Source organism: Microbacterium sp., assembly GCF_049650565.1.
Classification (GTDB): Bacteria; Actinomycetota; Actinomycetes; order Actinomycetales; family Microbacteriaceae; genus Microbacterium.
This window is the reverse complement of record NZ_JBASAK010000087.1, coordinates 1-25,905: the sequence shown is the minus strand read 5'-3', so window position 1 is coordinate 25,905 and position 25,905 is coordinate 1. Positions and strand designations below refer to the sequence as shown.

Genomic DNA, 25,905 nt, shown 5'->3' with positions numbered 1-25,905 from the left:
TGATGGTCGCGTACGCGACCATCACGACCGTCACCAGCACCGTCCAGCCCGCTGCGACCTCGGCGGCGAAGCGGATGCCGACAGCGGCCAGCGCGGCGGCGATCACGAACAGCGGGACATCCGCGGCGGCGACCACGCCGGCGGGCAGGTCACCGATCGTGAGGCGTCGGATGCCGGAATCCAGGGCGACACCGGCCCACCAGGCGGCTCCCGCCGCCGCCTGCACGGCGAAGTATGCCCGGCCCGCGCGGGCGTCCAGTCGTGCTGCGAGGCTCACATCTCCTCGTGCGTGGCGGGATCCGCGTCGAACAGGCGGCCGTCGCGCCGCCCCAGCGCCGTGATGGCGTCGACCTCGGCGGCATCCAGCACGACGGAGGCCGCGGCGAGGTTCGAGGTCTGGTGCTTCGGCGACGACGCCTTCGGGATCGACACCGTGCCGCGTGCCACATGCCAGGCGATCACCGTCTGCGCGGGCGTGATCCCGTGGGCGGCGGCGATCTCCACGATGACCGGCTCCTGCATGATCTCCTTGGCGCGGCCCAGTGGGCTCCACGCGATGGTGAGGATGCCTCGCTCGGCGTGCAGCGCGAGGGCCTCGCTCTGCGGGAAGTACGGGTGCACCTCGATCTGGTTGGCGACGGGCCGGATGCCGGTCTCGGCCTCGATGCGGTCCAGGTGCTCGGGCAGGAAGTTCGACACGCCGATCTGCCGGACCGTGCCGCGCTGCTGCGCCTCGACGAGTGCTCGCCACGCCTCGCCGTACAGATCGACGCTCGGGTTCGGCCAATGGATCAGGTGCAGATCTGTGGCGTCCAGCCCCAGTCGGAACCGGCTCTCCTCGATGCTTGAGCGCGCCTTCTTGGCGGCATGGTGGCGGCCGGGCAGCTTGGTGGTGACGATGATCTCGGAGCGGTCGACGCCGGAGGCGGCCACGCCCGCGCCGACGGAGCCCTCATTCTCGTAGTTGAACGCTGTGTCCACCAGCCGGTACCCACGGCGGATGCCCTCGGCGACGGCATCCGCTCCCTCCTGCCCGTACAGCCGGTATGTGCCCAGCCCGACGGCGGGAAGGGCGAATCCGTTGTGCGCGGTGAACAGGGGCGTGGATGCCATGGGATCTCCTCAGATGCGACGTGCCGCCAGCCTACGCGCCGGGACGTCGAGGCTGTCGGCGGATGCCAGTGGGTCCGCCGCCGTGCGGCGGGTCGCGGCCCTCCCGACGGAACAGTCGTGACCGTCGACGCTGTCGGCGTATGCCAGTAGATTTGAACGTGTGAAAGCCTCTCCCGAGAATCAGCGCGCCCTGATCGAGATCGCCGAGCTGGACCGCCGCCTCGAGCAGGCCGAGCGGGCCCGCACGCAGCCGGCCCAGGGCGCCCGCATCAACGAGCTCGCCGGCGTGCGCAAGGAGCAGCTCGCCGAGCTGACCTCGCTGACCGGAGTGCTGGATGATGCGCAGGCGGAACTGGGGCGCCTGGAATCCGACGTGGCCCTGGCCGTGCAGCGGCGCGACCGCGACGGCGAGCGGCTCACGGCGACCGCCGACTCCAAGCAGGCACAGGCGCTCGAGAACGAGATCTCCAGCCTCGGCCGGCGCATCTCCATGCTGGAGGACGCCCAGCTCGAGGTCATGGGACGCGTCGAGGAGGCACAGGCCGCCGTCGACGCGCAGCAGGCCCTCATCGACGTGACGCAGGCGGAGGGCGCCGAGCTCACTCGCGCGGCCAAGGCAGCCATGGCCGCCGCCGCCACCGAGGGCGAGCAGCTGGCCCGCGACCGCGCGGCACTGGCGGGCACCGTGGCGGCAGACCTGCTCGCCGAGTTCGAACGACGCTCCGCCCGCGGCGGGATCGGTGTGGGGCTGCTGCGCCGCGGCGTGTGCGAAGGCTGCCGGATGGTGCTCTCCGGCATCGACCTGACCGAGATCCGCAAGGCCGCTCCTGACGACGTCGTCTCCTGCCCCGAGTGCGGGGCGATCCTGGTGCGCACGGAGGAATCCGGACTGTGACGCCGTGGGGCAGGATGCCGTGACGCAGCCCGCGACGACGGCATCCTCGCCTCCGCATGCCGTGGTCGGCCGCGCGGCGGACGGGCACGGCTGGCTGCTGGCAGTGCTGGACGACGCGACGGCGGAGACTGAGTCCGAGCACGTCGCCGACGAGGACCTCCCGTACCGCATCCGCGAACTGGAGGAGCGACTGTCGCCGCGCTGGACGGTGCGCACGCTGCGCACGTTCTACCCGCCGCTGCTGGCAGCCGGCGTCCGCCTGCGCCGCGCACACGACCTTGTGCTGTGCCATGCGATCCTGCGAGACACGGCGTCGCTGGCGCGTCCGCTTCCGACATCCGGACTGTGGCTGCGCGCGGACATCGTCGAGAGCGAGCCCGTCCAGCCCGGACTGTTCGAGGTATCGACAGCGATCGCGCTGCGCGGCGACGCTTACGACGAGGTGCTGGCGCAGTGGCTCGCCCAGCGCGCGGCGCTGGCGAGGGCGCCGGATGCTCGCCTCGAGCTGCTGTGCGCGGCGGAGTCCACGGGTGCTCTGATCGCCGAGGAGATGACCGCCGCAGGGCTGCCGTGGAGCACCGCCATCCACGAGGGCATCCTCGAGGAGACGCTTGGACCCAGGCCGCTGCGCGGGGCGCGGCCGGCGCGCATGGCCGCCCTGGCCGCGCAGATCGCGCGGCACCTCAATGATCCCGACCTCAACCCGGACAGCCCGCCGCGGCTGCTGCGTGCGCTGCACCGCGTGGGCGTGTTCGTGGCCTCGACCTCGAAATGGGAGCTCTCCGAGGTCGATCACCCGGTTGTGGAGCCGCTGCTGGAGTACAAGAAGCTGGCCCGGCTGTTCGCGGCCAACGGCTGGGCCTGGCTGGACGAGTGGGTGCACGGCGACAGGTTCCGCCCGATCTACCTCACCGGCGGCGTGGTGACGGGGCGCTGGGCGTCGTCCGGCGGCGGCGCACTGCAGATTCCGCGGCAGCTGCGCGCCGCCGTGCACGCCGACCCGGGGTGGACGTTCGTCGACGCCGATGTGGCACAGCTGGAGCCGCGGGTGCTGGCGGCGATGTCCCAGGACCGCGCGATGGCCGCCGCAGCGCAGGGTGCCGACCTGTACGAGGGGATCGTGCGCTCGGGCGCCGTCGCCACCAGGCAGGAGGCCAAATATGCGGTGCTCGGCGCCATGTACGGCGCGACGACGGGGGAGAGCGGACGGCTGGCGCCCCGGCTGCGCGCGGTCTTCCCGCGTGCGATGAGCGCCGTCGACGCCGCGGCGCGCACCGGTGAGGAGGGCGGCGTGGTCAGCACTCTGCTGGGGCGCAGCTCGCCCCGGCCGTCGGATGCCTGGCGCAGCGTGCAGTCCGAGGCGGGAGGCCCGGGCGCAGGCGGTGCCGACGGGTCGCGGGCGCGCAGCAGGGCGCGGGACCGCGGGAGGTTCACGCGCAACTTCGTGGTGCAGGGGACGGCCGCGGAGTGGGCGCTGCTCTGGATGGCGGAGATCCGGCATCGTCTGATGGCGCTGCCCGAGGCCCCCGCTCCCGCTCCGGCATCCGGCCCCGTCTTCGCGACGCGTGCGCATCTGGCGTTCTTCCTGCACGACGAGGTGATCGTGCACTGCCCGGCCGAGCAGGCGGAAGATGTCGCGGCGATCGTGCGCGGTGCCGCACGCGCCGCCACCGCGCGGCTGTTCCCCGGGTTCGAGATCGACGTGCCGCTCGATCTGCACATCAGTGACGACGCGGGCAAGTGAGCCGACCCCGTAGAATCGTAGGGCGAGCGGGTCGGCCGGACGGTCGCGTGGCGCGAGAGCGCACCGAGGAACGTCCGGGCTCCGCAGGGCAGGGCGGTGGGTAACACCCACCCGGAGAGATCCGCGAGACAGTGCCACAGAGAGCAGACCGCCCCCTCGGGGGTAAGGGTGAAAGGGTGGTGTAAGAGACCACCGGGGGACATGGTGACATGTCCCGCCAGGTAAACCTCGCCCGGAGCAAGACCAGACAGAGGATGTTGACGCGGCCCGCCGAGTCCTCGGGTAGGTTGCTGGAACGGCACGGCAACGTGTCGTCGAGAGAGATGGCCGTCAAGGGAGCGCGAGCTCCTGAACAGAACCCGGCGTACAGGCCGGCCCGCTCGCCCCGAACATGAAGAAGGCCCCGATCGGCGATCGGGGCCTTCTCGCGTGTGCTTCGAGTGCAGGGCTCAGTCGGATGCCAGGGATGCTGCGCCGATGATGCCGGAGTTGTTGCGGTGCACTGCGTTGATGATCGGGGTCTTCAGCTCCAGCAGCGGGATGAACTTCTCCGGATTCTTGGAGACGCCGCCGCCGACCACGAACAGGTCGGGGCTGAAGAGGAACTCCACCTGGCTGTAGAACACCTGCAGGCGCGCCGCCCAGTCCTCCCACGACAGCTTCTCGCGCTCCATGGCCGAGGACGCCGCCCAGCGCTCGATGGACTCACCCTTGCGATCCAGGTGCCCGAGCTCGGTGTTGGGCACCAGCACGCCGTCGTACAGGAATGCGGAGCCGATGCCCGTGCCCAGTGTGGTGAGGATCGTGAGACCCTCGACATCCCGCGCGGCGCCGTGGCGGGCCTCGGCGACGCCGGCGGCGTCCGCGTCGTTGACGAAGGCGATGTGACGGCCCAGCCCGTCCTCGAAGAACTTCTCCGCTTCGAAGTCGACCCAGTCCTTGGAGACGTTCGCGGCGGACAGCGTCTTCCCGCGCTTCACGATCGCAGGGAACGCGACGCCCAGCGCCAGATCCGAGTGGGATGCTCCCAGCTGATCCAGCAGCTGGCGGACCGTTTCCAGCACGTCGGCGGGGTGTGCGCCCTTCGGCGTGGGGATGCGTACGCGATCCGAGTCGAGCGTGCCGTGCTCGAGGTTGACGATTCCTGCCTTGATGCCCGTACCGCCGATGTCGACGCCGATTGCCTGCTGTGCCATGCCGAACAGCCTATCCAAGCCCGGGTTCGCGGTTAGGATCGTGACAGACCCCGACGAAGGAGCTGACATGCCCGACGGCGACGACAAGTACTGGTACAACCTCAGCACTCACGAGGTGGAACTCGGCATGCTGTCGGCCGCGGTCGACCGGGTGGGCCCGTTCGACACCGCCGAAGAGGCGAAGAACGCCCCCGAGAAGCTCCGCGAGCGCTCACGCGCCTGGGCGGAGGACGATGCCGCCGACGATGCCTGGGGTTCCTCGAACTCGTCGGATGCGGGGGACGACGCGTGAGCATGGACAAGCAGCGCGACTTCGTGCTGCGCACCATCGAAGAGCGCGGCGTCAAGTTCGTGCGCCTGTGGTTCACGGACGTGATCGGGACGCTCAAGTCGGTCGCCATCGCGCCGGCCGAGGTGGAGGGCGCGTTCGCCGAGGGGATCGGCTTCGACGGCTCCGCGATCGAGGGACTCACCCGCACGTTCGAGTCCGACCTGCTCGCCCAGCCGGATCCCACGACATTCCAGATCCTGCCGTGGCGCGGCGAGGTCGACCCCACTGCTCGCATGTTCTGCGACCTGACCACCCCCGACGGCCGTCCGGCGGTCTCGGATCCGCGGCACGTGCTGCGCCGGGCCCTCGCGAAGGCAGCGGATGCCGGGTTCACGTTCTACACGCATCCCGAGGTCGAGTTCTACCTGCTCAAGTCCGCCGAGGTCGGGCCCGACGGGCCCGTTCCGGTGGACTCCGCCGGCTATTTCGACAACGTACCGGGCGGCACCGCGCACGACTTCCGTCGCAGCGCCGTGCGGATGCTGGAGGATCTCGGTATCTCGGTGGAGTACAGCCACCACGAGGGAGGTCCCGGCCAGAACGAGATCGACCTGCGGTACGCCGACGCGCTGACCACGGCCGACAACATCATGACCTTCCGCACGGTCGTGAAGGAGGTGGCCATCGAACAGGGCGTGTACGCGACGTTCATGCCGAAGCCGCTGAACAACCACCCCGGCAGCGGCATGCACACGCATCTGTCGCTGTTCGAGGGCGACGTGAACGCCTTCCACGAAGCAGGGGCGGAGTACCAGCTCTCGCTCACCGGTCGGCGCTTCATCGCGGGTCTGCTGCGGCACGCCAACGAGATCGCCGCGGTCACCAACCAGTTCGTCAACTCGTACAAGCGGCTGTGGGGCGGCGACGAGGCGCCCAGCTTCGTCACCTGGGGCCACGCCAACCGCTCGGCCCTGATCCGCGTGCCGATGTACAAGCCCAACAAGATGCAGTCCACCCGCATCGAGTACCGCGGTCTGGACTCCGCGGCCAACCCCTACCTGTCGTATGCGCTCATGCTGGCGGCGGGCCTGAAGGGCATCGAAGAGGAGTACGAGCTGCCGCCCGAGGCCGAGGACAACGTCTGGTCGCTCAGCGACTCCGAACGGCGTGCGCTGGGCTACGCGCCTCTGCCGGCCAGTCTGGACCATGCGCTGGAGTACATGCAGGACTCCGAGCTGGTGGCGGAGACATTGGGCGAAGAGGTCTTCAACTACGTGCTGCTGAACAAGCGCAAGGACTGGGAGGCCTACCGCGGGCAGGTCACCCCGTTCGAACTGCAGAACAACCTCGGGCTGCTCTGAGTCGCACCCATGGCACGTCCTGATGCGTCCGTCTCGCTGTCGGCGCTGGCCAGGCTCGGCTTCGTCGGGCTCACCGCAGCGTCGGCGGCGCTGACCGAGCTCGCCGAGCTGACCGGCCTGGAACGGGCGGAGCTGGCTGAGGGCCTGGTGGCCGCGGATCCGGATGCCGCGGTCGCCGGCATCCTGCAGGTGGCCCGCCGCGACCCGGCACGGGCCGCCGCCGTGCTCCGGGATCCGGGTGCCCGTGCCGCCGTGTGGCGGGTGCTGGGCGTCTCGTCGGGCATTGCCGGCTTCTTCGCGCGTCGCCCCGAGCAGTTGGATGCCGAGCTGCTGCGGCGCACCGTTCTTCCCACCGCCGCTGAGCTGCGGGAGGGGCTGTTGTCGGCGGTCGAGGCGCGGGACGGCTTCGCCCGTGCGAAGGACGCGACGCTCGCGCTGCGCGTCGCCTACCGGCGCTGTCTGGTCGGCATCGTGGCGGCGGATACGGCATCCGAGAACCCCGTCGAGATCATCGCCGCCGTCTCCGCGGCGCTGGCGGATGCCGCATCGGCTGCCCTGGAGGCGGCTCTCGCCGTCGCCCGCACCGAGGTGACGGATGCCGGCATCCCGCGCACCGAGGTCGCAGCGACCCGCCTGGCGATCATCGGGATGGGCAAGACCGGCGCACGCGAACTGAACTACCTCAGCGACGTGGACGTGATCTTCGTCGGGGGAACGACCGACGAGGCGATCGTCGGCGAGTCCAGGGCCATCGACATCGCCACGCGGCTCGCACGGGAGACCATGCGCGCGCTGGACGGCATCGACACCGAGCCGCCGCTGTGGGAGGTGGATGCCGCCCTGCGGCCCGAGGGCAAGCAGGGGGCCCTGGTGCGCTCTCTGGCCTCGCACGTGGCCTACTACGACAGGTGGGCGAAGAGCTGGGAGTTCCAGGCGCTGCTCAAGGCGCGCCCCCTGGCGGGAGACGCCGCACTGGGTGCCGACTACATCGCGGCGCTCCAGCCGCGGGTGTGGGTCAGCTCGGAGCGGTCGGACTTCGTCGACAGCGTCCAGCGCATGCGCGAGCGCGTGACGGCCAACATCCCCCCGGAGGACGTGCCCTACCAGCTCAAGCTCGGCCCGGGCGGGCTGCGCGACATCGAGTTCACCGTGCAGCTGCTGCAGCTCGTGCACGGCGTGAGCGATGACACCCTGCGCACCCGCGGCACGCTGGAGTCGCTGCAGGCGCTGGCGGACGGCGGTTATATCGGCCGGGTGGAGGCGGCATCGTTCGCCGATCAGTACCGCGTGCTGCGCTTGCTGGAGCACCGCCTGCAGCTGCATGAGCTCAGTCGCACGCACCTGATGCCGCGCGACGACGAGGGCATGCGGCGCCTGGCCCGGGCCACCGGGCTGGCCGACTCGGCATCCGCCCTGCGCGAGCTGTGGGACGGCGTGCGGCGCGAGGTGCGGGAGCAGCATGTACGGCTGTTCTACCGGCCGCTGCTGGCCGCTGTCGCCTCCCTGCCGGCCGAGGAGCGCCAGCTGACCACGGGGCAGGCCGCGGACCGCCTGGCGGCCATCGGTTTCCGCGATCCGGAGGGGGCGCTTCGGCACATCGCGGCCCTGACCTCGGGTATCAGCCGCAAGGCCGCCATCCAGCGGTACCTCATGCCCGTCATGCTGCGCTGGTTCGCCGACGGCACCGATCCGGACTACGGACTGATCGCGTTCCGGCGGATCAGCGAGCGGCTGGGCGACACGCACTGGTTCCTGCGCATGCTGCGCGACTCGTCGGGCGCCGCTGAGCGCCTCACGCGGGTGCTGTCGAGTTCGCGGTACATCGGGGAGCTGATGGAATGGATCCCCGAGTCAGTGGCATGGTTGGACAGCCCCGGCGCCCTGCGTCCGCGTGGCGGCGCGGCGCTGGATGACGAGGCCCGCGCCATCCAGACCCGGCACACCACCATCACCGGAGCGCTGAAGGCCGTGCGAGCGCTGCGCCGTCGGGAGCTGCTGCGCACGGCGATGGGCGCGGTGCTGGACCACATCGGCGTCGATGAGATGGCCCGCGCCATCAGCGAGATCACCGAGGCGACGATCCAGGCCGCGCTGCGGGCGGTGTACCGCGAGGTGGTGCCCGAGGAGGACGACGCCCTGGACTTCTCCATCATCGCGATGGGGCGCTTCGGCGGAGCCGAGCTGGGCTTCGGATCGGATGCCGACGTGCTGTTCGTCTACGACCCCGACGGGGTGGAGCCCCAGCGCGCGCAGCAGCTGGCGTCGAAGATCGTCGCGGGCCTGCGCGAGCACCTGACGGACCACCGGCTGCCGCTGGACCTGGATGCCGACCTGCGGCCCGAGGGTCGCAACGGACCCATCGTGCGCACGATGGAGGCGTACACGCAGTACTACCGGCGCTGGTCGCTGTCGTGGGAGGCGCAAGCGCTGCTGCGGGCCCGGGGGATCGCCGGCAGCCAGAAGCTCATCACGAAGTTCATGGCGCTGGCCGACAGCATCCGCTTCCCGGAGCAGATCTCCGCGCAGGACGTGCGCGAGATCAAGCGCATCAAGGCGCGCGTGGAGGGGGAGCGGCTGCCGCAGGGCGTCGATCCTCGCCGGCACCTCAAGCTCGGCCCCGGCACGCTCAGCGACGTGGAGTGGATGGTGCAGGTGCTGCAGCTGCAGTACGGCCACCGTGTGCCGGACCTGCGCACCACATCCACGCTGCAGGCGCTGGACGCCGCCGTGCTGGCCGAGCTGATCCCCGCCGACGGCGCCGAGCAGCTGCGCGGCGCCTGGCTGCTGGCCAGCCGGCTGCGCTCCGCCATGACGCTGCTGACCGGCAGGACCAGCGACGTGCTCCCCATGGAGCACCGTGAGCTGGACGGCGTGGGTCGCCTGCTGGGCTACCCGGATCGAGGCGCCATGCTGCTCGAGGAGGAGTACCTGCGGGTGACGCGCAGGGCGAGGAGAGTGTTCGAGAAGCAGTTCTACGGCTGATCGCAGCTGCAGAGGAACGAGGGGGAGTCATGACCGGACGCATCGGGATCGTATGGAATCCGACCAAGATCGACGAGACGGAGCTGCGGGATGCCGCAGGCGCCGCGTTCGAGGACAGCGTGGACCTGCACTGGTGGGAGACCTCGGAGGACGACCCGGGGAGATCGATGGCGGAGTCCGCGATCGCCGCCGACTGTGACGTCGTGATCGCCGTCGGCGGCGACGGCACCGTGCGCACGGTCGCGGAGGTCATCGCGCAGTCGCCCGGCGATGCGCCGGCGCTGGGGATCGTCCCGCAGGGCACCGGAAACCTGCTGGCCCGCAACCTCGGCATCCCGCTCGGCAGCATCGCGAAGGCGCTCGAGACCGTCGCCGCAGGTCGGACCCGGGACATCGACATGGGCTGGGTGCGGGCCGACGACGCGGATGCCGAGACGGGCTTCCTGGTGATGATCGGCTCGGGCCTGGACGCGCACATGCTGGCCGAGACCGACGACGGTCTGAAGGACAAGGCGGGGTGGCTGGCGTACGTCGAGGCCATGGGGCGGGCGCTCGGCGCCGCGCAGACCATGGACTTCACCTTCAGCATCGACGGGGATCAGGAGCAGACACTGAGCGGGCACACCCTGCTGATCGGCAACTGCGGTGCGATCCAGGGCGGCGTCACGCTGCTGCCGGACGCCGTGCCGGATGACGGGCGTCTCGACCTGCTGCTGGTGAGCGCCGAGAACGCGGTGGAGTGGGCGCGCACGCTGCGCACGATCGTGTGGGACAACGGCATCCGTCGTCTGCTCGGCGGGGACGACCAGACGGTCAGCACGGATGAGGCGCAGCACCTGGCGGGCGAGCGCATCCGGGTGCGCATGTCCGCGCCGTCCGCGTTCGAGATCGACGGCGAGGAGGCCGGCGAGGTCTCCTCACTCGAGGTGAGGGTGCAGCCCGCCGCGCTGCGCGTGCTGTGCTGAACTGACGACCCGGTGCCGTGAGGGCTCGGGATCCGATGGATCCCGAGCCCTCACGCGCGGATGCTGCGATCAGACGCCGTAGTACAGCTCGTACTCGTACGGGTGCGGGCGCTGCGCCATCGGCAGGATCTCGTGGTCGTACTTGTACTGGATCCAGGTGCTGATGAGCTCCTCGGTGAACACGCCGCCCTCGAGCAGGAAGGCGTGGTCGGCGCGCAGCGCCTCCAGCGAGTCCAGCAGGGAGTTCGGCACCTGCGGGATGTTCGCCGCCTCCTCCGGCGGGAGCTCGTACAGGTCCTTGTCGATGGGCTCCATGGGCTCGATGCGGTTCTTGATGCCGTCCAGGCCCGCCATCAGCTGTGCGGCGAAGCCCAGGTAGGGGTTGCCGGAGGCATCCGGAACGCGGAACTCGATGCGCTTGGCCTTGGGGTTGGAGCCGGTCAGCGGGATGCGGATGGCGGCCGAGCGGTTGCCTGCGGAGTAGGCCAGGTTCACAGGCGCCTCGAAGTGCTTGACCAGGCGGTGGTAGCTGTTCAGCGTGGGGTTCGTGAACGCCAGCACGGCGTCGGCGTGCTTGAGCAGGCCGCCGATGTACCAGCGGGCGATGTCGCTGAGCTGGCCGTAGCCGGCCTCGTCGAAGAACAGCGGCTTGCCATCCAGCCACAGGGACTGATGCGTGTGCATGCCCGAGCCGTTGTCGCCGTAGAGCGGCTTGGGCATGAACGTGACCGTCTTGCCCCAGTCCTCGGCGGTGTTCTTCACGATGTACTTGAACTTCAGCACGTCGTCGGCTGCGCGCACCATGGTGTCGAAGCGGTAGTTGATCTCCGCCTGGCCGGCCGTGCCCACCTCGTGGTGCGCGCGCTCGAGGATCAGGCCGGCCGCGCCCAGGCGCAGGCACATGTCGTCGCGGATGTCGGCCTGCTTGTCAACCGGCGCCACCGGGAAGTAGCCGCCCTTGAAGGGCGTCTTGTTGCCGAGGTTGCCGCCCTCCTCCTTGCGACCGGAGTTCCAGGCAGCCTCCTCGGAGTCCACCTTGTAGAAGCTCTCACCGGAGGTGACCGAGTAGCGCACGTCGTCGAAGATGTAGAACTCGGCCTCGGGTGCGAAGAACGCGGTGTCCGCGATGCCCGTGGAGGCCAGGTACTTCTCAGCCTTCTTGGCGACCTGACGGGGGTCCTTCGAGTAGATCTCGCCGGTGCGGGGGTTGTAGATGTCGAAGACCATGATGAGTGTCTTCTCGATGCGGAAGGGATCGACGTACGCCGTGGTGACGTCGGGGATCAGCTGCATGTCCGACTCGTGGATCGAGGCGAACCCGCGGATCGAGGAACCATCGAACAGCTGACCGTCGCGGAAGAAGTCCTCGTCGACCGTGGAGGCCGGAATGTTGAAGTGCTGCTGCACCCCGGGAAGGTCTGTGAAGCGGATGTCGACGAACTTGACGTCGTTCTCCTCGATGAAGCGAAGGACCTCTGCGGGCTCTGTGAACATGGACGACTCCTGTATCGGCTCTCGGTTGGATCAACCTTACGCAGGTTATGCATTGGGAGTTTCCCAGCCGTGTCGCCCGTGTTTCGGGCATGTTACGCGTGCTCGGTAGGCTGGGAGGGTGAACGACTACCCCGGGGAACGCCTCGGCCTGCCCGCCACAGGGCCTCGCAGCATCGCCCGCCCCGGTCGTCGGATCGGGGCGCTGCTCATCGACTATGCGGCCGCGACGATCATCGCCATCGGCTTCTTCGGGTACGACCAGTTCGCGCTGCCGTCCGAGGCCGGCTGGCGCCAGTTCGCACCCATGATGGTGTTCGCCGTGCTGCAGATCGTCTTCATCCCCACCGCGGGCGGCAGCCCGGGACACCGGATGCTGGGCATGCGCGTCGTCCGTTTCGGCGGGGGATGGGTGGGCCCGTGGCGCCCCATCGTGCGCACTCTGCTGCTGATCGTCGTGATCCCGGCCGTGATCTGGGATGCCGATCAGCGCGGCCTGCACGACAAGGCCGCCGGCACCGTGCTCATTCGGGCCTGAGTCAGTCCCGCCCGCGGTTGCGGCGGCGGGCCTCCTTGGGCGCGCGGCCGCCGAGGAACGACTTCGCCGGGTCCACGATGAAGCCGCGGCGCAGCACCTGCCTGCCGATCAGCATCCGGAAGCCCATCTCATCGCGGTTGGTCAGCGTGACCTCGCCCTGCACGTCCTGGCCCACCAGCCGCATCCGCAGCATCACCACCAGACGATCCTCGGCGTGCCCCGACGAGCTGCGCACGGCGCGGCGGTCGTGCACCGGGCACTCGTGGGTCACGGCATCCGCCAGACTCTCCTGCCAGGGCCGCACGGCGAAGCGCACCCAGTCCGCATCGTCGCGGCGGAACTCCTCGATGTCGAAGGCGTGCAGCGACGAGGTGCGCGCACCCGTGTCGATCTTCGCCTTGATCCAGTCCACGCCCAGCTCGGGCAGCGACACCCACTCGCGCCACCCCGTGGACGTGTTTGAATGAGTGGACCGAGTCACTCCTACATCCTGGCAGGAAACATCTGTGAAGATCGCCGTCCTCTCGCGGGCACCGCAGTCGTACTCCACGCAGCGTCTGCGGGCAGCAGCGCAGCAGCGCGGGCACAACGTCAAGGTGCTCAACACGCTGCGTTTCGCGATCGATCTGACAGCCGACGCACCTGACCTGTTCTTCCGCGGAAAGCAGCTCAGCGATTACGATGCGATCCTGCCGCGCATCGGCAACTCCATCACCTACTTCGGCACGGCCGTGGTGCGCCAGTTCGAGCAGATGGAGGTGTACACGCCCAACACGGCCAACGGCATCTCCAACGCGCGCGACAAGCTGCGCGCCAACCAGATCCTGTCCCGGCACAACATCGCGATGCCGCCCACGGCGTTCGTTCGCAACCGCGCCGACGTGCGTCCCGCCATCGAGCGGGTGGGCGGCGCTCCGGTGGTGATCAAGCTCCTCGAGGGCACGCAGGGGATCGGCGTGATCCTCGCGCCACAGGTGAAGGTGGCGGAGGCCATCATCGAGACCCTGCACTCCACGAAGCAGAACGTGCTGATCCAGAAGTTCATCGCGGAGAGCCGGGGGCGCGATATCCGCGCCCTGGTGGTCGGCGACCGCGTCGTGGCCGCCATGCGCCGAGTCGCGGACGGCGACGAGTTCCGCTCGAATGTGCACCGCGGCGGCCGGGTCGAGCCGGTGGCCATCGACCCGATCTACGAGCAGACGGCCGTGCGCTCCGCCCAGATCATGGGCCTGCGCGTGGCGGGCGTGGACATGCTGGAGAGCGACGACGGCCCGCTGGTCATGGAGGTCAACTCCTCGCCGGGCCTGCAGGGCATCGAGGCCGCCACCAAGCTCGACGTGGCGGGCGCCATCATCGACTACATCGCCGGGCAGGTGGCATTCCCCGACATCGACGTGCGCCAGCGCCTGAGCGTCTCCACCGGCTACGGGGTGGCCGAGCTGATGGTCCACACCGGCGCCGAGCAGGTCGGTCAGAAGCTCGGCGACCTGGGCCTGTGGGACCGCGACATCACGGTGCTCACGCTGCATCGCGGCACCAGCGTCATCCCCAACCCGCGGAAGCATGTTGTGCTGGAGGCGGAGGACCGCCTGCTGTGCTTCGGCAGGCTCGACGAGATGCGCACGATGATCCCGGAGAAGCGTCGGCGCCGCCCGCGCGTGCGCAGGCTGCCGAAGGCGCCGCTGGGGGAGTGAACGAGAACGGCTCCCGCACGCGTCGGGAGCCGTTGCGCACTGCGGATGCAGCAGATCAGCGCGGACGCTGCGCGCGCACCTTCGTCGGGTCGATGCCCTTCGGGATGGGCAGCGATGACAACGACTGCGACACGGAGTCGATGCGGCGGATGACGGCGCCCATGGTGGCCTTGTCGATGGCCTTCGGGATCTTCTTGATCCTCTTCGCGAGATCCGAGATCTGCACCTCGTCGTCTCCGTGGCCCACATAGATGACGGTGACGGGCACGCCGTGCGCGACGCGCTGCGCCTTCTGGCGCTCCTCGTTGACCAGGCGGGTCAGGCGGCCGCGACTGCCCTCGCCGACCACGACGATCCCGCCGCGGCCCACGGCGCGGTAGACGGCCTCCTGGGTCTTCGGGTTGATGCCGACCGGAGTGTCGGAGGACTGCCAGCTGCGGCCGAGGCTGGTGCTCATCACGTGGCCGCTGGCGCCGGGCATCCCGTCGATCTTGGCGTACATGGCCTTGGTGGACAGGCGCGTCATGAGGAACATGGCGCCCAGGACGCCGAACATCAGGCCGGTGACGCCCCAGAGGATCAGCGAGAGGACGGCGCCGTCGCCGCCCAGCAGGAACCCGACGATGAGACCGATCAGCACGCCGCCGACGAGGATGGCCGCCTGTGCCCACGGGAGCCACCCGTACACCTCACGGGTGAACCGGAAGAGGGAACGGATCTGGGAGAAGAAGTTGGGACGCTTCTCCGGAGCGGATGCCTTTTTTGCCATGCCCACCAGCCTACCGAAGCCTGGCGGGCGCATTCTCCCTGCACAATCCGCGAATGCTGCGAGTTGTCCACCACCGCTGTGATTCCGGCCGTGCGCGGACGGCGGATGCGCTGTCATGGAAGCATGGTCGAGACGAGGGAACTGGTCCCCGGTGCGCATCGCGCCGTGCGAAGACTGGCTGGGACGGAGTCGCCGTTCGTCGGCGCCTTGGTGACGGACGGCGAGCGTCAGCGGGTGAGCCTGGATGCGGTGACCCTGGATTCCGCGCTGTGGGAGTTCGCCGGCGCCGAGCACGTCGCAGGCGTGCGGGACATCATGGCGGGTGCAGCCGACCAGCGCGTGCTGCTGCCCTGGTGCGTCGAGCCCGTCGACGTGTTCCTGGCGCGGCGGGCTGGCGCGGGGAGCGCACTGGTTCCGGGGGAGATCGTCACCCTCGTGGGGAGCCTGCTGAGAGGCGTGGTCGAGGTGGGCGGTCACCCGGTCACCGGCCGCTGGTGGCTGGATGACCGTGCCCGTCCGCTGTTCGCTCCCGGTGAGGGGGCATCATGCACGGCGGCCGCCGGGGCACTGGTCGAGACTGTGCGGGTGGGCTGCGGCGATCGTGCCCTGGAGCGGGTACTGGGGCGGATCTGCGCCGGCCTGGCAGATCACCGTGCGGTGGCGCATTCGATCGAGGAGTGGGAGGGCGAGCTCACGGAGCTGGCCGCGCCTCGGGCGCTGGAATGCGAGGTGCGCGCTTCGGAGCGGGTCCGGGACATCCCTGTTCATCGCGCCGTGCTCGAGCGGGACCTCGGTGCCGGTGACGACAGCTCTCGACTGCGTGAGCGTGTGCGGGAGCGCTGGACGGTGCTGGCGCAGCGGGTGCGCTGGATGGTGCTGGCGCAGCGGGTGCGCGATCGAGCCCCGAGGCTGCCGCTGCGCGGCATCCGGAATCCGGCGGGCGGGAGCGGGACGCCGAAGGACGATGCCGCGCGTCCGCCGCGCAGGCGGATGCTGCTGATCGGCGTCGGTGTCGCTGCGCTGGTGCTGATGGGCGGGATGCTGTGGCCGAGTGCGGGGGAGAAGCCGGCGGCTCCCCGCGCGGTCGCCGCTGAACGCACTGCTTCACCCGCCGCGACCACGAGCACGGCGCCGCAGGCCGAAGAGACCGTGGCCGAGACACCCGTAGCGCCGGAGGAACCGGACTCCGACGGCAGCGAACTGGCACGCGAGGCGTCGCGCCTGCTGTCCGTCGTCGACGGATGCCGCAAGCACGAGGATGCCGAGTGCGCATCGGCTGTGGTCGACGGCGGAGGAGCGGCGGTGCTGGAACGGCTGGGAGCGGATGCCGGCGAGCGGGCGACCTCGCTCATCGAGGACTACGGCGATGTCGCGGTCATCCGGGTGGCGCGAACCGCGTCGCAGGGCGAGCAGGTGCTCGTGATGGTGCAGGGGAAAGACGGATGGCTGGTCCGCGACGTGTATGACGTCGCCGACCAGCCATCCGGTGAGGGCTGAGCGGACTCAGGCTCCGAGGACTGCTGCGAAGTCCGCGGCCTCCAGGCGGTTCTTGATCGCCCCGAGGAAGCGGGCCGCATCCGCGCCGTCGATGATGCGGTGGTCGTACGAGATGGCGAGCCACACGTACGAGCGGACCGAGATCGCGTCGACGCCGTCGACCGTGACCACGCCCGGGCGCTTGAACACGACACCGGTGCCGAGGATCGCGGACTGCGGCAGGAACACCAGCGGCGTGTCGAACATCGCGCCGCGCGAGCCGGTGTTGGTCACCGTGAAGGTGCCGCCGGCCAGCTCATCGGGCTTCAGCTTGTTGTCGCGGGTGCGGGCGGCGAGGTCGGCGATGTCGTGCGCGATCTGCGCGATGTTCTTCGATGCCGCGTCGCGCACGACCGGCGTGAGCAGGCCGCGCTCGGTGTCCACCGCGATCGAGATGTTCTCGGTGGCCGGGTAGACGATGCTGTCGCCGTCGACCGTCGAGTTGATGATCGGGTAGGCCTGCAGCGCCTCGGCGGCCGCCAGCGTGAAGAACGGCAGGAAGGAGAGCTTGTCGCCCGTCTTCTGCAGGAACTCGTCCTTCTTCGCGGAGCGGTAGGCGGCCAGGGCCGTCACGTCCACCTCGACGAAGGTCGTCAGCTGAGCGGTCTGCTGCATCGACGCCACGGCGCGCTCGGCGACGACCTTGCGCAGACGCGACATCTTCTGCGTCGTGCCGCGCAGCGGCGAGACCTCGAGCGGTGCGGCAGCCGGTGCGACTGCGGGAGCGGCAGGAGCCTGTGCCTTGGCCTCGGCGGCCTTCAGCACGTCCTCCTTGCGGATGCGTCCGCCGACGCCGCTGCCCTTGACCGTGGCCAGGTCGATGCCCTGCTGAGCGGCCAGGCGGCGCACCAGCGGAGTGACGTACAGCGAGTCGGAGGCCTCGGCGGCCGGAGCAGCGGGCGCGGGTGCTGCCGGTGCTGCTGGCGCCGGTGCCGGTGCCGGGGCAGCAGGAGCCGGGGCGGCCGCGGGAGCGGCAGCGGCAGGAGCCGGTGCGGGCGCCGATGGGGCAGGGGCAGCGGGCTCGGGGGCCGTCGGGGCAGCAGGCGCCAGTGTGGCAGGAGCTGCGGTGGCCGCAGCAGCGGAGCCGATGCGGGCGAGCACTGCGCCCACGGCGACGGTCTCGTCCTCGCCTGCCAGGATCTCCAGCAGGGTGCCGGCGGCGGGCGACGGGATCTCGGTGTCGACCTTGTCGGTCGAGATCTCCAGCAGGGCCTCGTCGACGGCCACGTCGTCGCCCACGGCCTTCAGCCAGCGGGTGACGGTGCCCTCGGTGACGCTCTCGCCGAGCTCGGGGAGAGTGACATCCGTGGCGTCGCCGGAGGCTGCGGGAGCAGCGGTCGGTGCGGCAGCCGGTGCCGGCTCCGCAGCCGCGGCAGCAGGAGCCGCCTCGGGCGCAGCAGGAGCCGCCTCGGGGGCCGGTGCGGCCTCGGCAGCGGGCTCTGCGGCGGCCGGAGCGTCGGCGGCCGGAGCCGCACCGCTGCCGTCGCCGATGCGGGCCAGCAGAGCGCCGACCTCGACGGTCTCGTCCTCGGCCACGAGGATCTCCTCGATGACGCCGCTGACGGGGGAGGGGATCTCGGTGTCGACCTTGTCGGTCGAGATCTCGAGCAGGCCCTCATCCGCCTGCACTGTTTCGCCGACCTGTTTCAGCCAGCGGGTGACCGTACCCTCGGTGACACTCTCCCCGAGTGCGGGAAGGACCACGGGTGTGCTCATGACGGAGTCTCCTTCAGAAATCTGTGACGCCCCAAGCTTAGTGACCCGGGCGCCCTGTTGTGCGGTTCAGAGTGCGTGGAGCGGTTTTCCGGCCAGCGCGAGGAATGCCTCGCCCAATGCCTCGCTCTGGGTGGGATGCGCGTGGATCAGGGGTGCGATGTCCTCCGGGTGCGCCTCCCACGAGACGGCCAGCTGTCCTTCGGTGATCAGCTCGCCGACGCGGTCGCCGAGCAGATGCACGCCCAGGATGGGGCCGTCCTTGCGGCGGACGACCTTGACGGTGCCCGCCGTGCCGATGATCTCGCTCTTGCCGTTGCCGGCGAGGTTGTACTCGTAGGCGACGACAGCGTCGGCGCCGTGCTCGGCGACTGCGGCCGCCTCGGTGATGCCGACGGACGCCACCTCCGGGCTGCAGTAGGTGACGCGCGGGATCTGCGTCTCGGGCAGGGGAGCGACGTCCATCCCCGCGATGCGCTCGGCGACCGCGATGCCCTGAAGGAACCCGCGGTGCGCGAGCTGCAGACCGGGCACGATGTCGCCGACGGCCCACACGCCCGGCACGCCCGTGCGCAGCTGCGGGTCGACGATCACGAAGCTGCGCTCGATCGTGAGTCCCGCCTCCTCGAAGCCGAGGCCGGCGGTGGCGGGGCCGCGGCCCACGGCGACCAGCAGGTAGTCGGCGCTGAGCGTCTTGCCGTCCTCGAGCGTGACGGTGACCTGGTTCTCATCCTGCTCGGCGGTCTGGAACCGCGTACCCAGGTTGTAGGCGATGCCCTTGCGGCGGAACGCGCGCTCCAGGCCCTTGCTGAGCGTGATGTCCTCGTTGGGCACCAGATGCGGCAGAGCTTCGACGATGGTGACCTCGGCGCCGAAGGAGTGCCAGACGCTGGCGAACTCCACGCCGATGACGCCGCCGCCGAGGATGATCACCTTCGCGGGGATCTCGTCCAGTTCGAGCGCCTGCTCGCTGGTGAGGATCCGTCCGCCGATCTCCAGACCCGGCAGGGTGCGGCTGTACGAGCCGGTGGCCAGCACCACGTCCGCCCCGACGTAGCGGTCCTCGCCGACCGCGATCGAACGGTCCTTCTCGAGGCGTCCCTCGCCGGCGATGACGGTGATGCCGCGGGCCTTGATCAGACCCTCCAGGCCCTTGAACTTCTTGGCGACGATGTTCTCGCGGTAGGCGGTGACCCCCGCCGCGTCGATCGCGTCGAGCGTGGCGGTGATGCCGACGGATGCTGCGCCGCGCACGTGATCGGCGACCTCGGCCGCGTGCAGCAACGCCTTGGTGGGGATGCAGCCGCGGTGCAGGCACGTGCCGCCGACCTTGTCCTTCTCGATCAGAGCGACCTTCTTGCCCAGCTCACTGGCGCGCAGCGCCGCGGCGTACCCGCCGCTGCCGCCGCCGAGGATGACGATGTCGAACTCGTGGACGGTCATCAGGCCTCCTCCGCCGATGCTCGGGCGAACGCGATGAGGGAGCGGACCGCGGCTCCGGTGGGACCCTTCTCCGTGAAGCCGTACGGCGAGCCCTTGTGCTCGGCGGAGCCGGCGATGTCCAGATGCACCCACGGGATGCGCGGCGCATCGGCGGCATCCGAGGTGCGGCCGACGAAGCGCTGCAGGAAGAGGCCCGCGAACAGCGAGCCGCCGGAGCGGTCGCCCATGTGGGAATTGATCATGTCGGCGATCTGCGACTCGAGCAGGTCCTCCATGTACTCCGGCAGGGGCAGCGGCCAGGCCGGTTCGCCGACGGTCTCGGCTGCGGCCAGGTACTGGGCCACCGCCTGCTCGTCGCCCATGACGCCGGTGTGGCGCATGCCGAGTGCGGTGATGATGGCGCCGGTGAGGGTGGCCACATCGAAGATGACGTCGGGCTGCTCGCGGCTGGCGGCGACCAGCCCGTCGGCCATGACCAGACGGCCCTCCGCGTCGGTGTTGAGCACCTCGACGGTCTGGCCGTCCAGCATCCGCAGGACGTCGCCGGGACGCGTGGCGTGACCGGAGGGCATGTTGTCGGCGATGCACATCCAGGAGGTGACGCGCACGGGCAGGTCCAGCTGCGCGATGGCGCGGATGGCGGCCAGCACGGTGGCGGAGCCGGCCATGTCGAACTTCATGCCGACCATGCCCGTCGGGGGCTTCAGCGAGAGCCCGCCGGTGTCGAAGGTGATGCCCTTGCCGACCAGCGCGATGTGGCGCACGGCGTTCGCAGGCGAATAGCTCAGACGTACCAGGCGGGGCGGGCGATCCGAGCCGCGTCCGACGCCGAGGATTCCGCCGAAGCCGTGCTCCTCGAGCTGGGTCTCGTCGAGGATCTCCACGTCGACGGGGGTGCCGGCCACGGCATCCGCCGCCGACTGGGCCAGCTGCGCCGGACTCTGCCACTCCGCGGGGACGTTGACCAGGTCCTTGATCAGTGCGACGGCGTCCGCTGTGATGCGCGCGTCTTCCAGCGCACGCACGCCGACCGCGGGCGCGTGCAGCACCACGGAGTCCGCGCGCTGCGGCTTCTTCTCGGAGCGGTAGTCGTCGAAGCGGTAGCCGCCCAGCAGAGCGCCCTCGGCGGCGGCATCCGCGAACTGCTCCAGCCCCGGTGCGAAGCCGACCGAGATCGTGGCGAAGCCGGTCAGCGTGCGCACGGCCGTGGCCACCGCATCCTGAACGCTCTCGGCGGTCGGGGCGGGACCCGCGCTGACGACGGCGAACGGCCGGTCGCTGACCTCGGGAAGGTGGACGCGCGTGCTTGCCGACGCGGTGCCCTTGTATCCGATGCCCTCGAGGGCGGCGGACAGCCCCTGGTATCCGTTCAGCGCCTCGTGGGCGACAGCGGGATCGGGGATGACGAGCACTGCGGCGTCTGCAGCGCTTCCTGGGAACGGATCGGTGGTGTGCGAGATCGCGGGAAGCGTCATGACTCCATCCTAGGGATCGCCCGCCCGGCGGCGCCGCCACCGCTCGTGCCGTGTTCGCTGTCAGCATGAGAGGGGCCGCACGCCGCGCCCTGCTCGTAGCATTGACTCATGCCCTTCTCCGCGCCGCTGTACGAGTCGATCGCCGGAGCGCCCGATGTGCCCACCGGCCTTCCCCTGGTCATCCTGCTCACGGGCTTCACCGATGCCGGCAATGCCGTGTCGGGACTGATCGACCACCTGCAGGACACCACCTCCCCGCAGCCGCTCATCTCCTTCGACAACGACGTGCTGCTGGACTACCGTGCTCGCCGTCCGGTCATCGTCTTCGACCAGGACCACCTCACGGAGTTCCGTCCCGCGCGGCTCGAGCTCTCTCTCGCGCATGATGCGCTCGGGCAGCCCTTCCTGCTGATGGCCGGCTACGAGCCGGACTTCGCCTGGAACGCGTTCACGGATGCCGTGGTCAGTTTCGCGGAGGGGTTCCAGGTCGCCTCGGTGTCGTGGATCCATTCCATCGCCATGCCGGTGCCGCACACCCGTCCGCTGGGCACGACCGTGAGCGGCAACCGTCGCGAGCTCATCGCCGCGCACTCGGTGTGGCGGCCTCGCACGCAGGTTCCTGCCACGGCGGGGCACTTGCTGGAGTACCGGCTGATCCAGCACGACATCCGCGTGGCGGGATTCGTGCTGCTGGTCCCGCACTACCTGGCCGACACCGAGTACCCCGACACGGTGATCACCGCCGCCGATCGCCTGATGGTCGCCACCGGGCTCGTGCTGCGCATGGATGAGGTGCACCTGAGCCGCGAGGAATACCACGCCCGCGTCGAGGAGCAGGTGCGGGGCAACGAGGAGCTCACCAACATGGTGCACACCCTGGAACGCCGGTATGACGCGTACATGGCCGGACGTGAGGACGACGGCGAGGCGGATGCCTCGTTCGACGAGCGGGATCTGCCCAGCGCCGACGAGCTGGCGGCCGAACTGGAGCGCTATCTCGCCGACCGCCGCACCGGTGACGACGACAAGCACAGCTGAGGCGACCCGCCTGTGCACGATGGAGGACGTCAGTCGCTCTCATGTGTGTGATAATGGTCGTCTGACCCGTTGTCAAGCACCGATTCTCGTGATCGGGCTTGACAAGGGTCTTACTAGTGTCCGAAAAGGCCCGGAGCGCGTGCACCGCTCCACGAAAGGCGAAACGTGACCCCTGCCACCACGAAGAAGACCCGGACGACCGCCGAGAAGACCGCTGCGGAAGAGGTCGAGGTCGTCGAGACCGCGGATGCCGCCGCTGAGGCCGCCCCCGCGAAGAAGGCCCCCGCGAAGAAGGCCGCAGCGAAGAAGGCTCCGGCGAAGAAGGCTCCCGCCAAGCGCGCATCGCGCAAGAAGGCCGACACTCCCGAGATCGATGACGAGGCCGTCGACACCGCCGACGCCGAAGAGGATGAGGGCGAGAAGAAGCCCGTCTTCACCGAGGCGCTGCCGACCGGAGCCATCGTCATCTCGTCCAAGGACGAGGACGACGTGCCGGTCTACTCCGCGCAGATCACCGGCGCCACCGCCGACCCGGTCAAGGACTACCTGAAGCAGATCGGAAAGGTCGCACTGCTGAACGCGGCCGAAGAGGTCGAGCTCGCCATGCGCATCGAGGCCGGCCTCTTTGCCGAGGAGAAGCTGTCGAGCATGACCGCGGCCGAGAAGTCCAGCCAGCTGGGCCTCGACCTGCAGTGGGTCGCCCGCGACGGCCAGCGTGCCAAGAGTCACCTGCTGGGCGCCAACCTGCGTCTGGTCGTCTCGCTCGCCAAGCGCTACACCGGTCGCGGCATGCAGTTCCTGGATCTCATCCAGGAGGGCAACCTGGGTCTGATCCGCGCCGTGGAGAAGTTCGACTACACCAAGGGCTTCAAGTTCTCCACGTACGCCACCTGGTGGATCCGCCAGGCCATCACCCGCGCCATGGCCGATCAGGCCCGCACCATCCGCATCCCGGTGCACATGGTCGAGGTCATCAACAAGCTCGCCCGCGTGCAGCGGCAGATGCTGCAGGATCTGGGCCGTGAGCCCACGCCCGAGGAGCTCTCCCGCGAGCTGGACATGACACCCGAGAAGGTCGTCGAGGTGCAGAAGTACGGCCGCGAGCCCATCTCGCTGCACACCCCGCTCGGCGAGGACGGCGACAGCGAGTTCGGCGACCTCATCGAGGACACGGAGGCCGTGGTCCCGGCCGACGCCGTGGGCTTCACGATGCTGCAGCGTCAGCTCGAGCAGCTGCTGGACTCTCTGTCCGAGCGCGAGGCCGGCGTGATCCGGATGCGCTTCGGCCTGGGCGACGGCCAGCCCAAGACGCTCGATCAGATCGGCGACACCTTCGGCGTCACGCGCGAGCGCATCCGTCAGATCGAGTCCAAGACCATGGCCAAGCTGCGGCACCCCAGCCGTTCGCAGTCGCTGCGGGATTACCTCGAGTGATGGCGGAGGCGAACAAGGGCAAGGCCCTCAGCGTCGACGTCGACGGCGTCTCGTACCAGCGCATCCCGATCCGCACCACCGTGGTGATGCCGGGCGATGACCTGGACGCCTTCGTGCGGCAGTTCACCGCGGGGCAGCTGCAGCAGGGCGATCTCCTGTTCGTGACCGAGAAGATCGTCGCGATCACGCAGGGGCGCTCGTTCCAGATCGATGAGATCGAGCCCCGGGGGCTGGCGCGCTTCCTGTCGAAGTACGTCACTCGCACCAGCTACGGCATCGGCCTGGGCATGCCCGAGACGATGGAGATGGCGCTGCGCGAGTGCGGCACGCCCCGCATCCTGCTGGCTGCGGCCGTCTCCGCCGTGACCAAGCTGTTCGGGCGCCGCGGCGACTTCTACCGCGTCGCGGGCTACCGCGCGCGCTCCATCGACGGCCCCACCAAGCACACCATCCCGCCGTACAACACGGCCGTGGTGCTGGGCCCGGAGAAGCCCAAGCAGGCCGCAGAGCACCTGCAGAGCCTGCTCGAGGTCAAGGCCGATGTGGCCGTCGTCGACATCAACGACATCGGCGGCAACATCCTCGGCTCCACCCTGGATCGGGCCGGCGAGGCGCGCCTGGTGCGCATCCTCAAGGACAACCCGCTGGGTCAGGGCCACGAGTCCACCCCGCTGGGGATCATCCGCGAAGCCTGAGAACGGGCCCGGTTCGCCGGGCCCGTTTCCGGCGTCGGGGGATCAGGAAGGCGACACATGGGCATCGGCCGCGCCAGCGCGATGATCGCGAGCGGTACGCTCGTCTCCAGGCTCAGCGGGATGCTGCGCGCGGTGGTGCTGGTCGCGGCCATCGGCTCGGTCGGCAAGGCGTCGGACGCGTTCGCCGTCGCCAACCAGCTGCCCAACAGCATCTACCAGGTGATCTCCGCCGGCGTGCTCACCGGAGTGATCGTGCCGCAGGTCGTGCGCGCAAGTGCGCACAAGGACAACGGTCAGGCCTTCCTGTCCAAGCTGCTGACGCTGGGCACGCTCATCGTCGCCGCCATCACGGTGGTCGCCACCGTCGGTGCACCGGTGCTGGTGGATCTGTATTCCGACTTCAAGCCCGAGCAGACGGCGCTGGCCACGCAGTTCGCCTACTGGTGCGTGCCGCAGCTGTTCTTCTACGGCATGTTCGCGCTGCTGGGCGAGGTGCTCAACGCGCGCAAGGTGTTCGGGCCCTACGCGTGGGCGCCCATCATCAACAATGTCGTCTCCATCGCCGGCTTCGTGCTGTTCATGGTGCTGTTCGGGCAGAACCGCAACGGCCTGGACGGCTGGAACCCGCAGATGGTCGCGGTCCTGGCTGGAACGGCAACGCTGGGCGTGGTCGCACAGCTGATCGTGCTGATGCTGTTCTGGCGGCGCGTGGGCATCCCTCTGCGGCTGGACTTCCGCTGGCGCGGCATGGGCCTCGGGCACATGGGAAAACTGGCGTTCTGGACGCTGCTGACGACGCTGGCGGGTCAGATGGTCGGGATCGCCCAGTCTCTCGTGATGACGGCAGCGTCCGGCGAGCATGCCTCGTCGGCGGCATCACAGTACACCTGGCTGGTCTTCATGGTCGCCTACTCGATGGTCGTGATCGCCATCGGCACCCCGTACTTCACCCGGATCAGTGAGCATGCGGCGGCCGGGGACGACGATGCCGTGCGCGGCACCGTCACGCAGTCGATCCGCATCCTCGGACTCCTCATCGTCGTCGCCACGGCAGGACTCGCGGTGGCGTCGGTGCCGGCGTCCCGCATCTTTAGCAACAGCGCCGCGGATGCGGAAGCACTGGCGCCGCTGCTGCTGGCGTACCTGGTGAGCCTGCTGCCGCTCGCGGTGCTGTACATCGTGCAGCGCACGTTCTACGCCTACGGCGATGCCCGCACGCCCTTCATCTACACGCTGGTGCAGGCGGCGCTGCTGCTCGTGCTGACGATCGTCGTGGCGTTCACCACGCCGCTGGAGTGGCGGACAGCCGGTGTCGCACTCGCGCAGTCGATCGCCAGCACCGTGCAGACGATCATCGCCATCGTGCTGCTTCGCCGCAGGTTCGGCTCGTTCGGGCTCTCGTCCACCTGGTGGGCGCTCGGCCGCTTCGTGCTGATGGGTGTCCCGGCGGCCGCGGCCGGCTGGGGAGTGTTCCTGCTCAGCGGCGGAACCACGGGCTGGATGCTGCAGGACAAGCTCTGGGGCGCGCTGGGCTCGGCGGTCATCGCCGCAG

General features: G+C 69.7%; 21 protein-coding genes, 1 other RNA gene and 1 pseudogene. 14 read left to right on the top strand and 9 right to left on the bottom strand.

Features of this window, described 5'->3' with window-relative positions; translation table 11 throughout:
* Both WA967_RS14000 and WA967_RS13995 read right to left on the bottom strand, forming a co-directional pair.
* Positions 1-277: pseudogene (locus WA967_RS14000) on the bottom strand (isoprenylcysteine carboxylmethyltransferase family protein); the annotation flags it as partial.
* Complete coding sequence (locus tag WA967_RS13995; RefSeq protein WP_424423780.1) at positions 274-1,113, bottom strand: aldo/keto reductase; 840 nt, start codon at positions 1,111-1,113, stop codon at positions 274-276. The gene WA967_RS13995 and the pseudogene WA967_RS14000, both read right to left, overlap by 4 nt.
* A gap of 160 nt (positions 1,114-1,273) precedes the next feature.
* On the opposite strand from WA967_RS13995, the gene WA967_RS13990 reads away from it, so the two are divergent.
* From WA967_RS13990 to rnpB, 3 genes are all read left to right on the top strand, one after another.
* A complete protein-coding gene (locus WA967_RS13990; protein WP_424423778.1) occupies positions 1,274-2,008 on the top strand; it encodes a zinc ribbon domain-containing protein in 735 nt (244 codons plus the stop codon).
* 19 nt (positions 2,009-2,027) lie between these two features.
* Positions 2,028-3,752: a bifunctional 3'-5' exonuclease/DNA polymerase gene (locus WA967_RS13985; RefSeq protein ID WP_424423776.1), complete on the top strand. Its 1,725-nt coding sequence runs from the start codon at positions 2,028-2,030 to the stop codon at positions 3,750-3,752.
* 27 nt (positions 3,753-3,779) lie between these two features.
* Positions 3,780-4,135, top strand: an RNA gene (gene rnpB, locus WA967_RS13980) — RNase P RNA component class A.
* A 66-nt stretch (positions 4,136-4,201) separates the two neighbouring features.
* Here rnpB and ppgK read toward each other — a convergent pair.
* On the bottom strand, positions 4,202-4,948 hold the full coding sequence (ppgK, locus tag WA967_RS13975) for a polyphosphate--glucose phosphotransferase (protein ID WP_424423773.1): 747 nt from the start codon (positions 4,946-4,948) through the stop codon (positions 4,202-4,204).
* 67 nt (positions 4,949-5,015) lie between these two features.
* On the opposite strand from ppgK, the gene WA967_RS13970 reads away from it, so the two are divergent.
* From WA967_RS13970 to WA967_RS13955, 4 genes are read left to right on the top strand one after another with little or no spacing between them, the layout of a single operon-like run.
* A complete protein-coding gene (locus WA967_RS13970; RefSeq protein WP_424423770.1) occupies positions 5,016-5,240 on the top strand; it encodes an SPOR domain-containing protein in 225 nt (74 codons plus the stop codon).
* A 2-nt stretch (positions 5,241-5,242) separates the two neighbouring features.
* Positions 5,243-6,580, top strand: a complete 1,338-nt coding sequence (locus WA967_RS13965; protein ID WP_424423782.1) for a glutamine synthetase family protein — start codon at positions 5,243-5,245, stop codon at positions 6,578-6,580.
* Positions 6,581-6,589: 9 nt separating this feature from the next.
* Positions 6,590-9,562 (top strand): bifunctional [glutamine synthetase] adenylyltransferase/[glutamine synthetase]-adenylyl-L-tyrosine phosphorylase, encoded by a 2,973-nt coding sequence (locus WA967_RS13960; protein WP_424423767.1) that lies wholly within the window; start codon positions 6,590-6,592, stop codon positions 9,560-9,562.
* Positions 9,563-9,591: 29 nt separating this feature from the next.
* Complete coding sequence (locus tag WA967_RS13955) at positions 9,592-10,527, top strand: diacylglycerol/lipid kinase family protein (RefSeq protein ID WP_424423765.1); 936 nt, start codon at positions 9,592-9,594, stop codon at positions 10,525-10,527.
* 69 nt (positions 10,528-10,596) lie between these two features.
* On the opposite strand, the gene glnA is transcribed toward WA967_RS13955, so the two are convergent.
* Positions 10,597-12,021, bottom strand: a complete 1,425-nt coding sequence (gene glnA, locus WA967_RS13950) for a type I glutamate--ammonia ligase (RefSeq protein WP_424423763.1) — start codon at positions 12,019-12,021, stop codon at positions 10,597-10,599.
* Between the two features lie 118 nt (positions 12,022-12,139).
* Here glnA and WA967_RS13945 point away from each other — a divergent pair, with 118 nt between their 5' ends.
* On the top strand, positions 12,140-12,556 hold the full coding sequence (locus WA967_RS13945; protein ID WP_424423761.1) for an RDD family protein: 417 nt from the start codon (positions 12,140-12,142) through the stop codon (positions 12,554-12,556).
* A gap of 1 nt (position 12,557) precedes the next feature.
* On the opposite strand, the gene WA967_RS13940 is transcribed toward WA967_RS13945, so the two are convergent.
* Entirely contained in the window at positions 12,558-13,037 is a 480-nt protein-coding gene (locus WA967_RS13940; protein WP_424423759.1) for an ATP-dependent zinc protease, read from the bottom strand.
* A gap of 25 nt (positions 13,038-13,062) precedes the next feature.
* Here WA967_RS13940 and WA967_RS13935 point away from each other — a divergent pair, with 25 nt between their 5' ends.
* A complete protein-coding gene (locus WA967_RS13935; protein WP_417556266.1) occupies positions 13,063-14,250 on the top strand; it encodes a RimK family alpha-L-glutamate ligase in 1,188 nt (395 codons plus the stop codon).
* Positions 14,251-14,305: 55 nt separating this feature from the next.
* Here the strand turns inward: WA967_RS13935 and WA967_RS13930 are convergent, their stop codons facing one another.
* Entirely contained in the window at positions 14,306-15,019 is a 714-nt protein-coding gene (locus WA967_RS13930; RefSeq protein WP_424423756.1) for a DUF4191 family protein, read from the bottom strand.
* Between the two features lie 123 nt (positions 15,020-15,142).
* Between WA967_RS13930 and WA967_RS13925 the strand changes: the two genes are divergently transcribed.
* The gene (locus WA967_RS13925; protein ID WP_424423753.1) at positions 15,143-16,516 is read left to right on the top strand and encodes a hypothetical protein; all 1,374 of its coding nucleotides are present in this window, start codon (positions 15,143-15,145) and stop codon (positions 16,514-16,516) included.
* Positions 16,517-16,522: 6 nt separating this feature from the next.
* On the opposite strand, the gene sucB is transcribed toward WA967_RS13925, so the two are convergent.
* From sucB to WA967_RS13910, 3 genes are all read right to left on the bottom strand, one after another.
* Positions 16,523-18,271, bottom strand: a complete 1,749-nt coding sequence (sucB, locus tag WA967_RS13920) for a 2-oxoglutarate dehydrogenase, E2 component, dihydrolipoamide succinyltransferase (protein ID WP_424423751.1) — start codon at positions 18,269-18,271, stop codon at positions 16,523-16,525.
* Between the two features lie 66 nt (positions 18,272-18,337).
* Positions 18,338-19,711, bottom strand: coding sequence for a dihydrolipoyl dehydrogenase (gene lpdA / locus WA967_RS13915; protein WP_424423748.1), 1,374 nt, complete (start codon positions 19,709-19,711; stop codon positions 18,338-18,340).
* Complete coding sequence (locus WA967_RS13910; RefSeq protein WP_424423746.1) at positions 19,711-21,186, bottom strand: leucyl aminopeptidase; 1,476 nt, start codon at positions 21,184-21,186, stop codon at positions 19,711-19,713. The genes lpdA and WA967_RS13910 overlap by 1 nt, the downstream gene beginning before the upstream one ends.
* 108 nt (positions 21,187-21,294) lie before the next feature.
* Between WA967_RS13910 and WA967_RS13905 the strand changes: the two genes are divergently transcribed.
* The 4 genes from WA967_RS13905 to murJ form a co-directional block, all read left to right on the top strand.
* Positions 21,295-22,224 (top strand): proteasome assembly chaperone family protein, encoded by a 930-nt coding sequence (locus tag WA967_RS13905; RefSeq protein ID WP_424423743.1) that lies wholly within the window; start codon positions 21,295-21,297, stop codon positions 22,222-22,224.
* A gap of 165 nt (positions 22,225-22,389) precedes the next feature.
* Complete coding sequence (locus tag WA967_RS13900; protein ID WP_424423741.1) at positions 22,390-23,658, top strand: RNA polymerase sigma factor; 1,269 nt, start codon at positions 22,390-22,392, stop codon at positions 23,656-23,658.
* On the top strand, positions 23,658-24,353 hold the full coding sequence (locus tag WA967_RS13895) for a coenzyme F420-0:L-glutamate ligase (protein ID WP_424423738.1): 696 nt from the start codon (positions 23,658-23,660) through the stop codon (positions 24,351-24,353). The genes WA967_RS13900 and WA967_RS13895 overlap by 1 nt, the downstream gene beginning before the upstream one ends.
* A 57-nt stretch (positions 24,354-24,410) precedes the next feature.
* Positions 24,411-25,905: murein biosynthesis integral membrane protein MurJ (gene murJ, locus WA967_RS13890; RefSeq protein WP_424423735.1), on the top strand; the 1,495-nt coding region annotated here is incomplete at its 3' end.

Excerpts from the sequence above, each read along its gene's own strand:
- sucB (WP_424423751.1), bottom strand. The coding sequence starts at position 18,271 with ATGAGCACACCCGTGGTCCTTCCCGCACTCGGGGAGAGTGTCACCGAG.
- WA967_RS13895 (WP_424423738.1), top strand. The coding sequence starts at position 23,658 with ATGGCGGAGGCGAACAAGGGCAAGGCCCTCAGCGTCGACGTCGACGGC.
- WA967_RS13930 (WP_424423756.1), bottom strand. The coding sequence starts at position 15,019 with ATGGCAAAAAAGGCATCCGCTCCGGAGAAGCGTCCCAACTTCTTCTCC.
- ppgK (WP_424423773.1), bottom strand. The coding sequence starts at position 4,948 with ATGGCACAGCAGGCAATCGGCGTCGACATCGGCGGTACGGGCATCAAG.
- WA967_RS13995 (WP_424423780.1), bottom strand. The coding sequence starts at position 1,113 with ATGGCATCCACGCCCCTGTTCACCGCGCACAACGGATTCGCCCTTCCC.
- WA967_RS13925 (WP_424423753.1), top strand. The coding sequence starts at position 15,143 with ATGGTCGAGACGAGGGAACTGGTCCCCGGTGCGCATCGCGCCGTGCGA.
- WA967_RS13910 (WP_424423746.1), bottom strand. The coding sequence starts at position 21,186 with ATGACGCTTCCCGCGATCTCGCACACCACCGATCCGTTCCCAGGAAGC.
- glnA (WP_424423763.1), bottom strand. The coding sequence starts at position 12,021 with ATGTTCACAGAGCCCGCAGAGGTCCTTCGCTTCATCGAGGAGAACGAC.
- lpdA (WP_424423748.1), bottom strand. The coding sequence starts at position 19,711 with ATGACCGTCCACGAGTTCGACATCGTCATCCTCGGCGGCGGCAGCGGC.
- WA967_RS13970 (WP_424423770.1), top strand. The coding sequence starts at position 5,016 with ATGCCCGACGGCGACGACAAGTACTGGTACAACCTCAGCACTCACGAG.
- WA967_RS13960 (WP_424423767.1), top strand. The coding sequence starts at position 6,590 with ATGGCACGTCCTGATGCGTCCGTCTCGCTGTCGGCGCTGGCCAGGCTC.
- WA967_RS13955 (WP_424423765.1), top strand. The coding sequence starts at position 9,592 with ATGACCGGACGCATCGGGATCGTATGGAATCCGACCAAGATCGACGAG.
- WA967_RS13905 (WP_424423743.1), top strand. The coding sequence starts at position 21,295 with ATGCCCTTCTCCGCGCCGCTGTACGAGTCGATCGCCGGAGCGCCCGAT.
- WA967_RS13965 (WP_424423782.1), top strand. The coding sequence starts at position 5,243 with ATGGACAAGCAGCGCGACTTCGTGCTGCGCACCATCGAAGAGCGCGGC.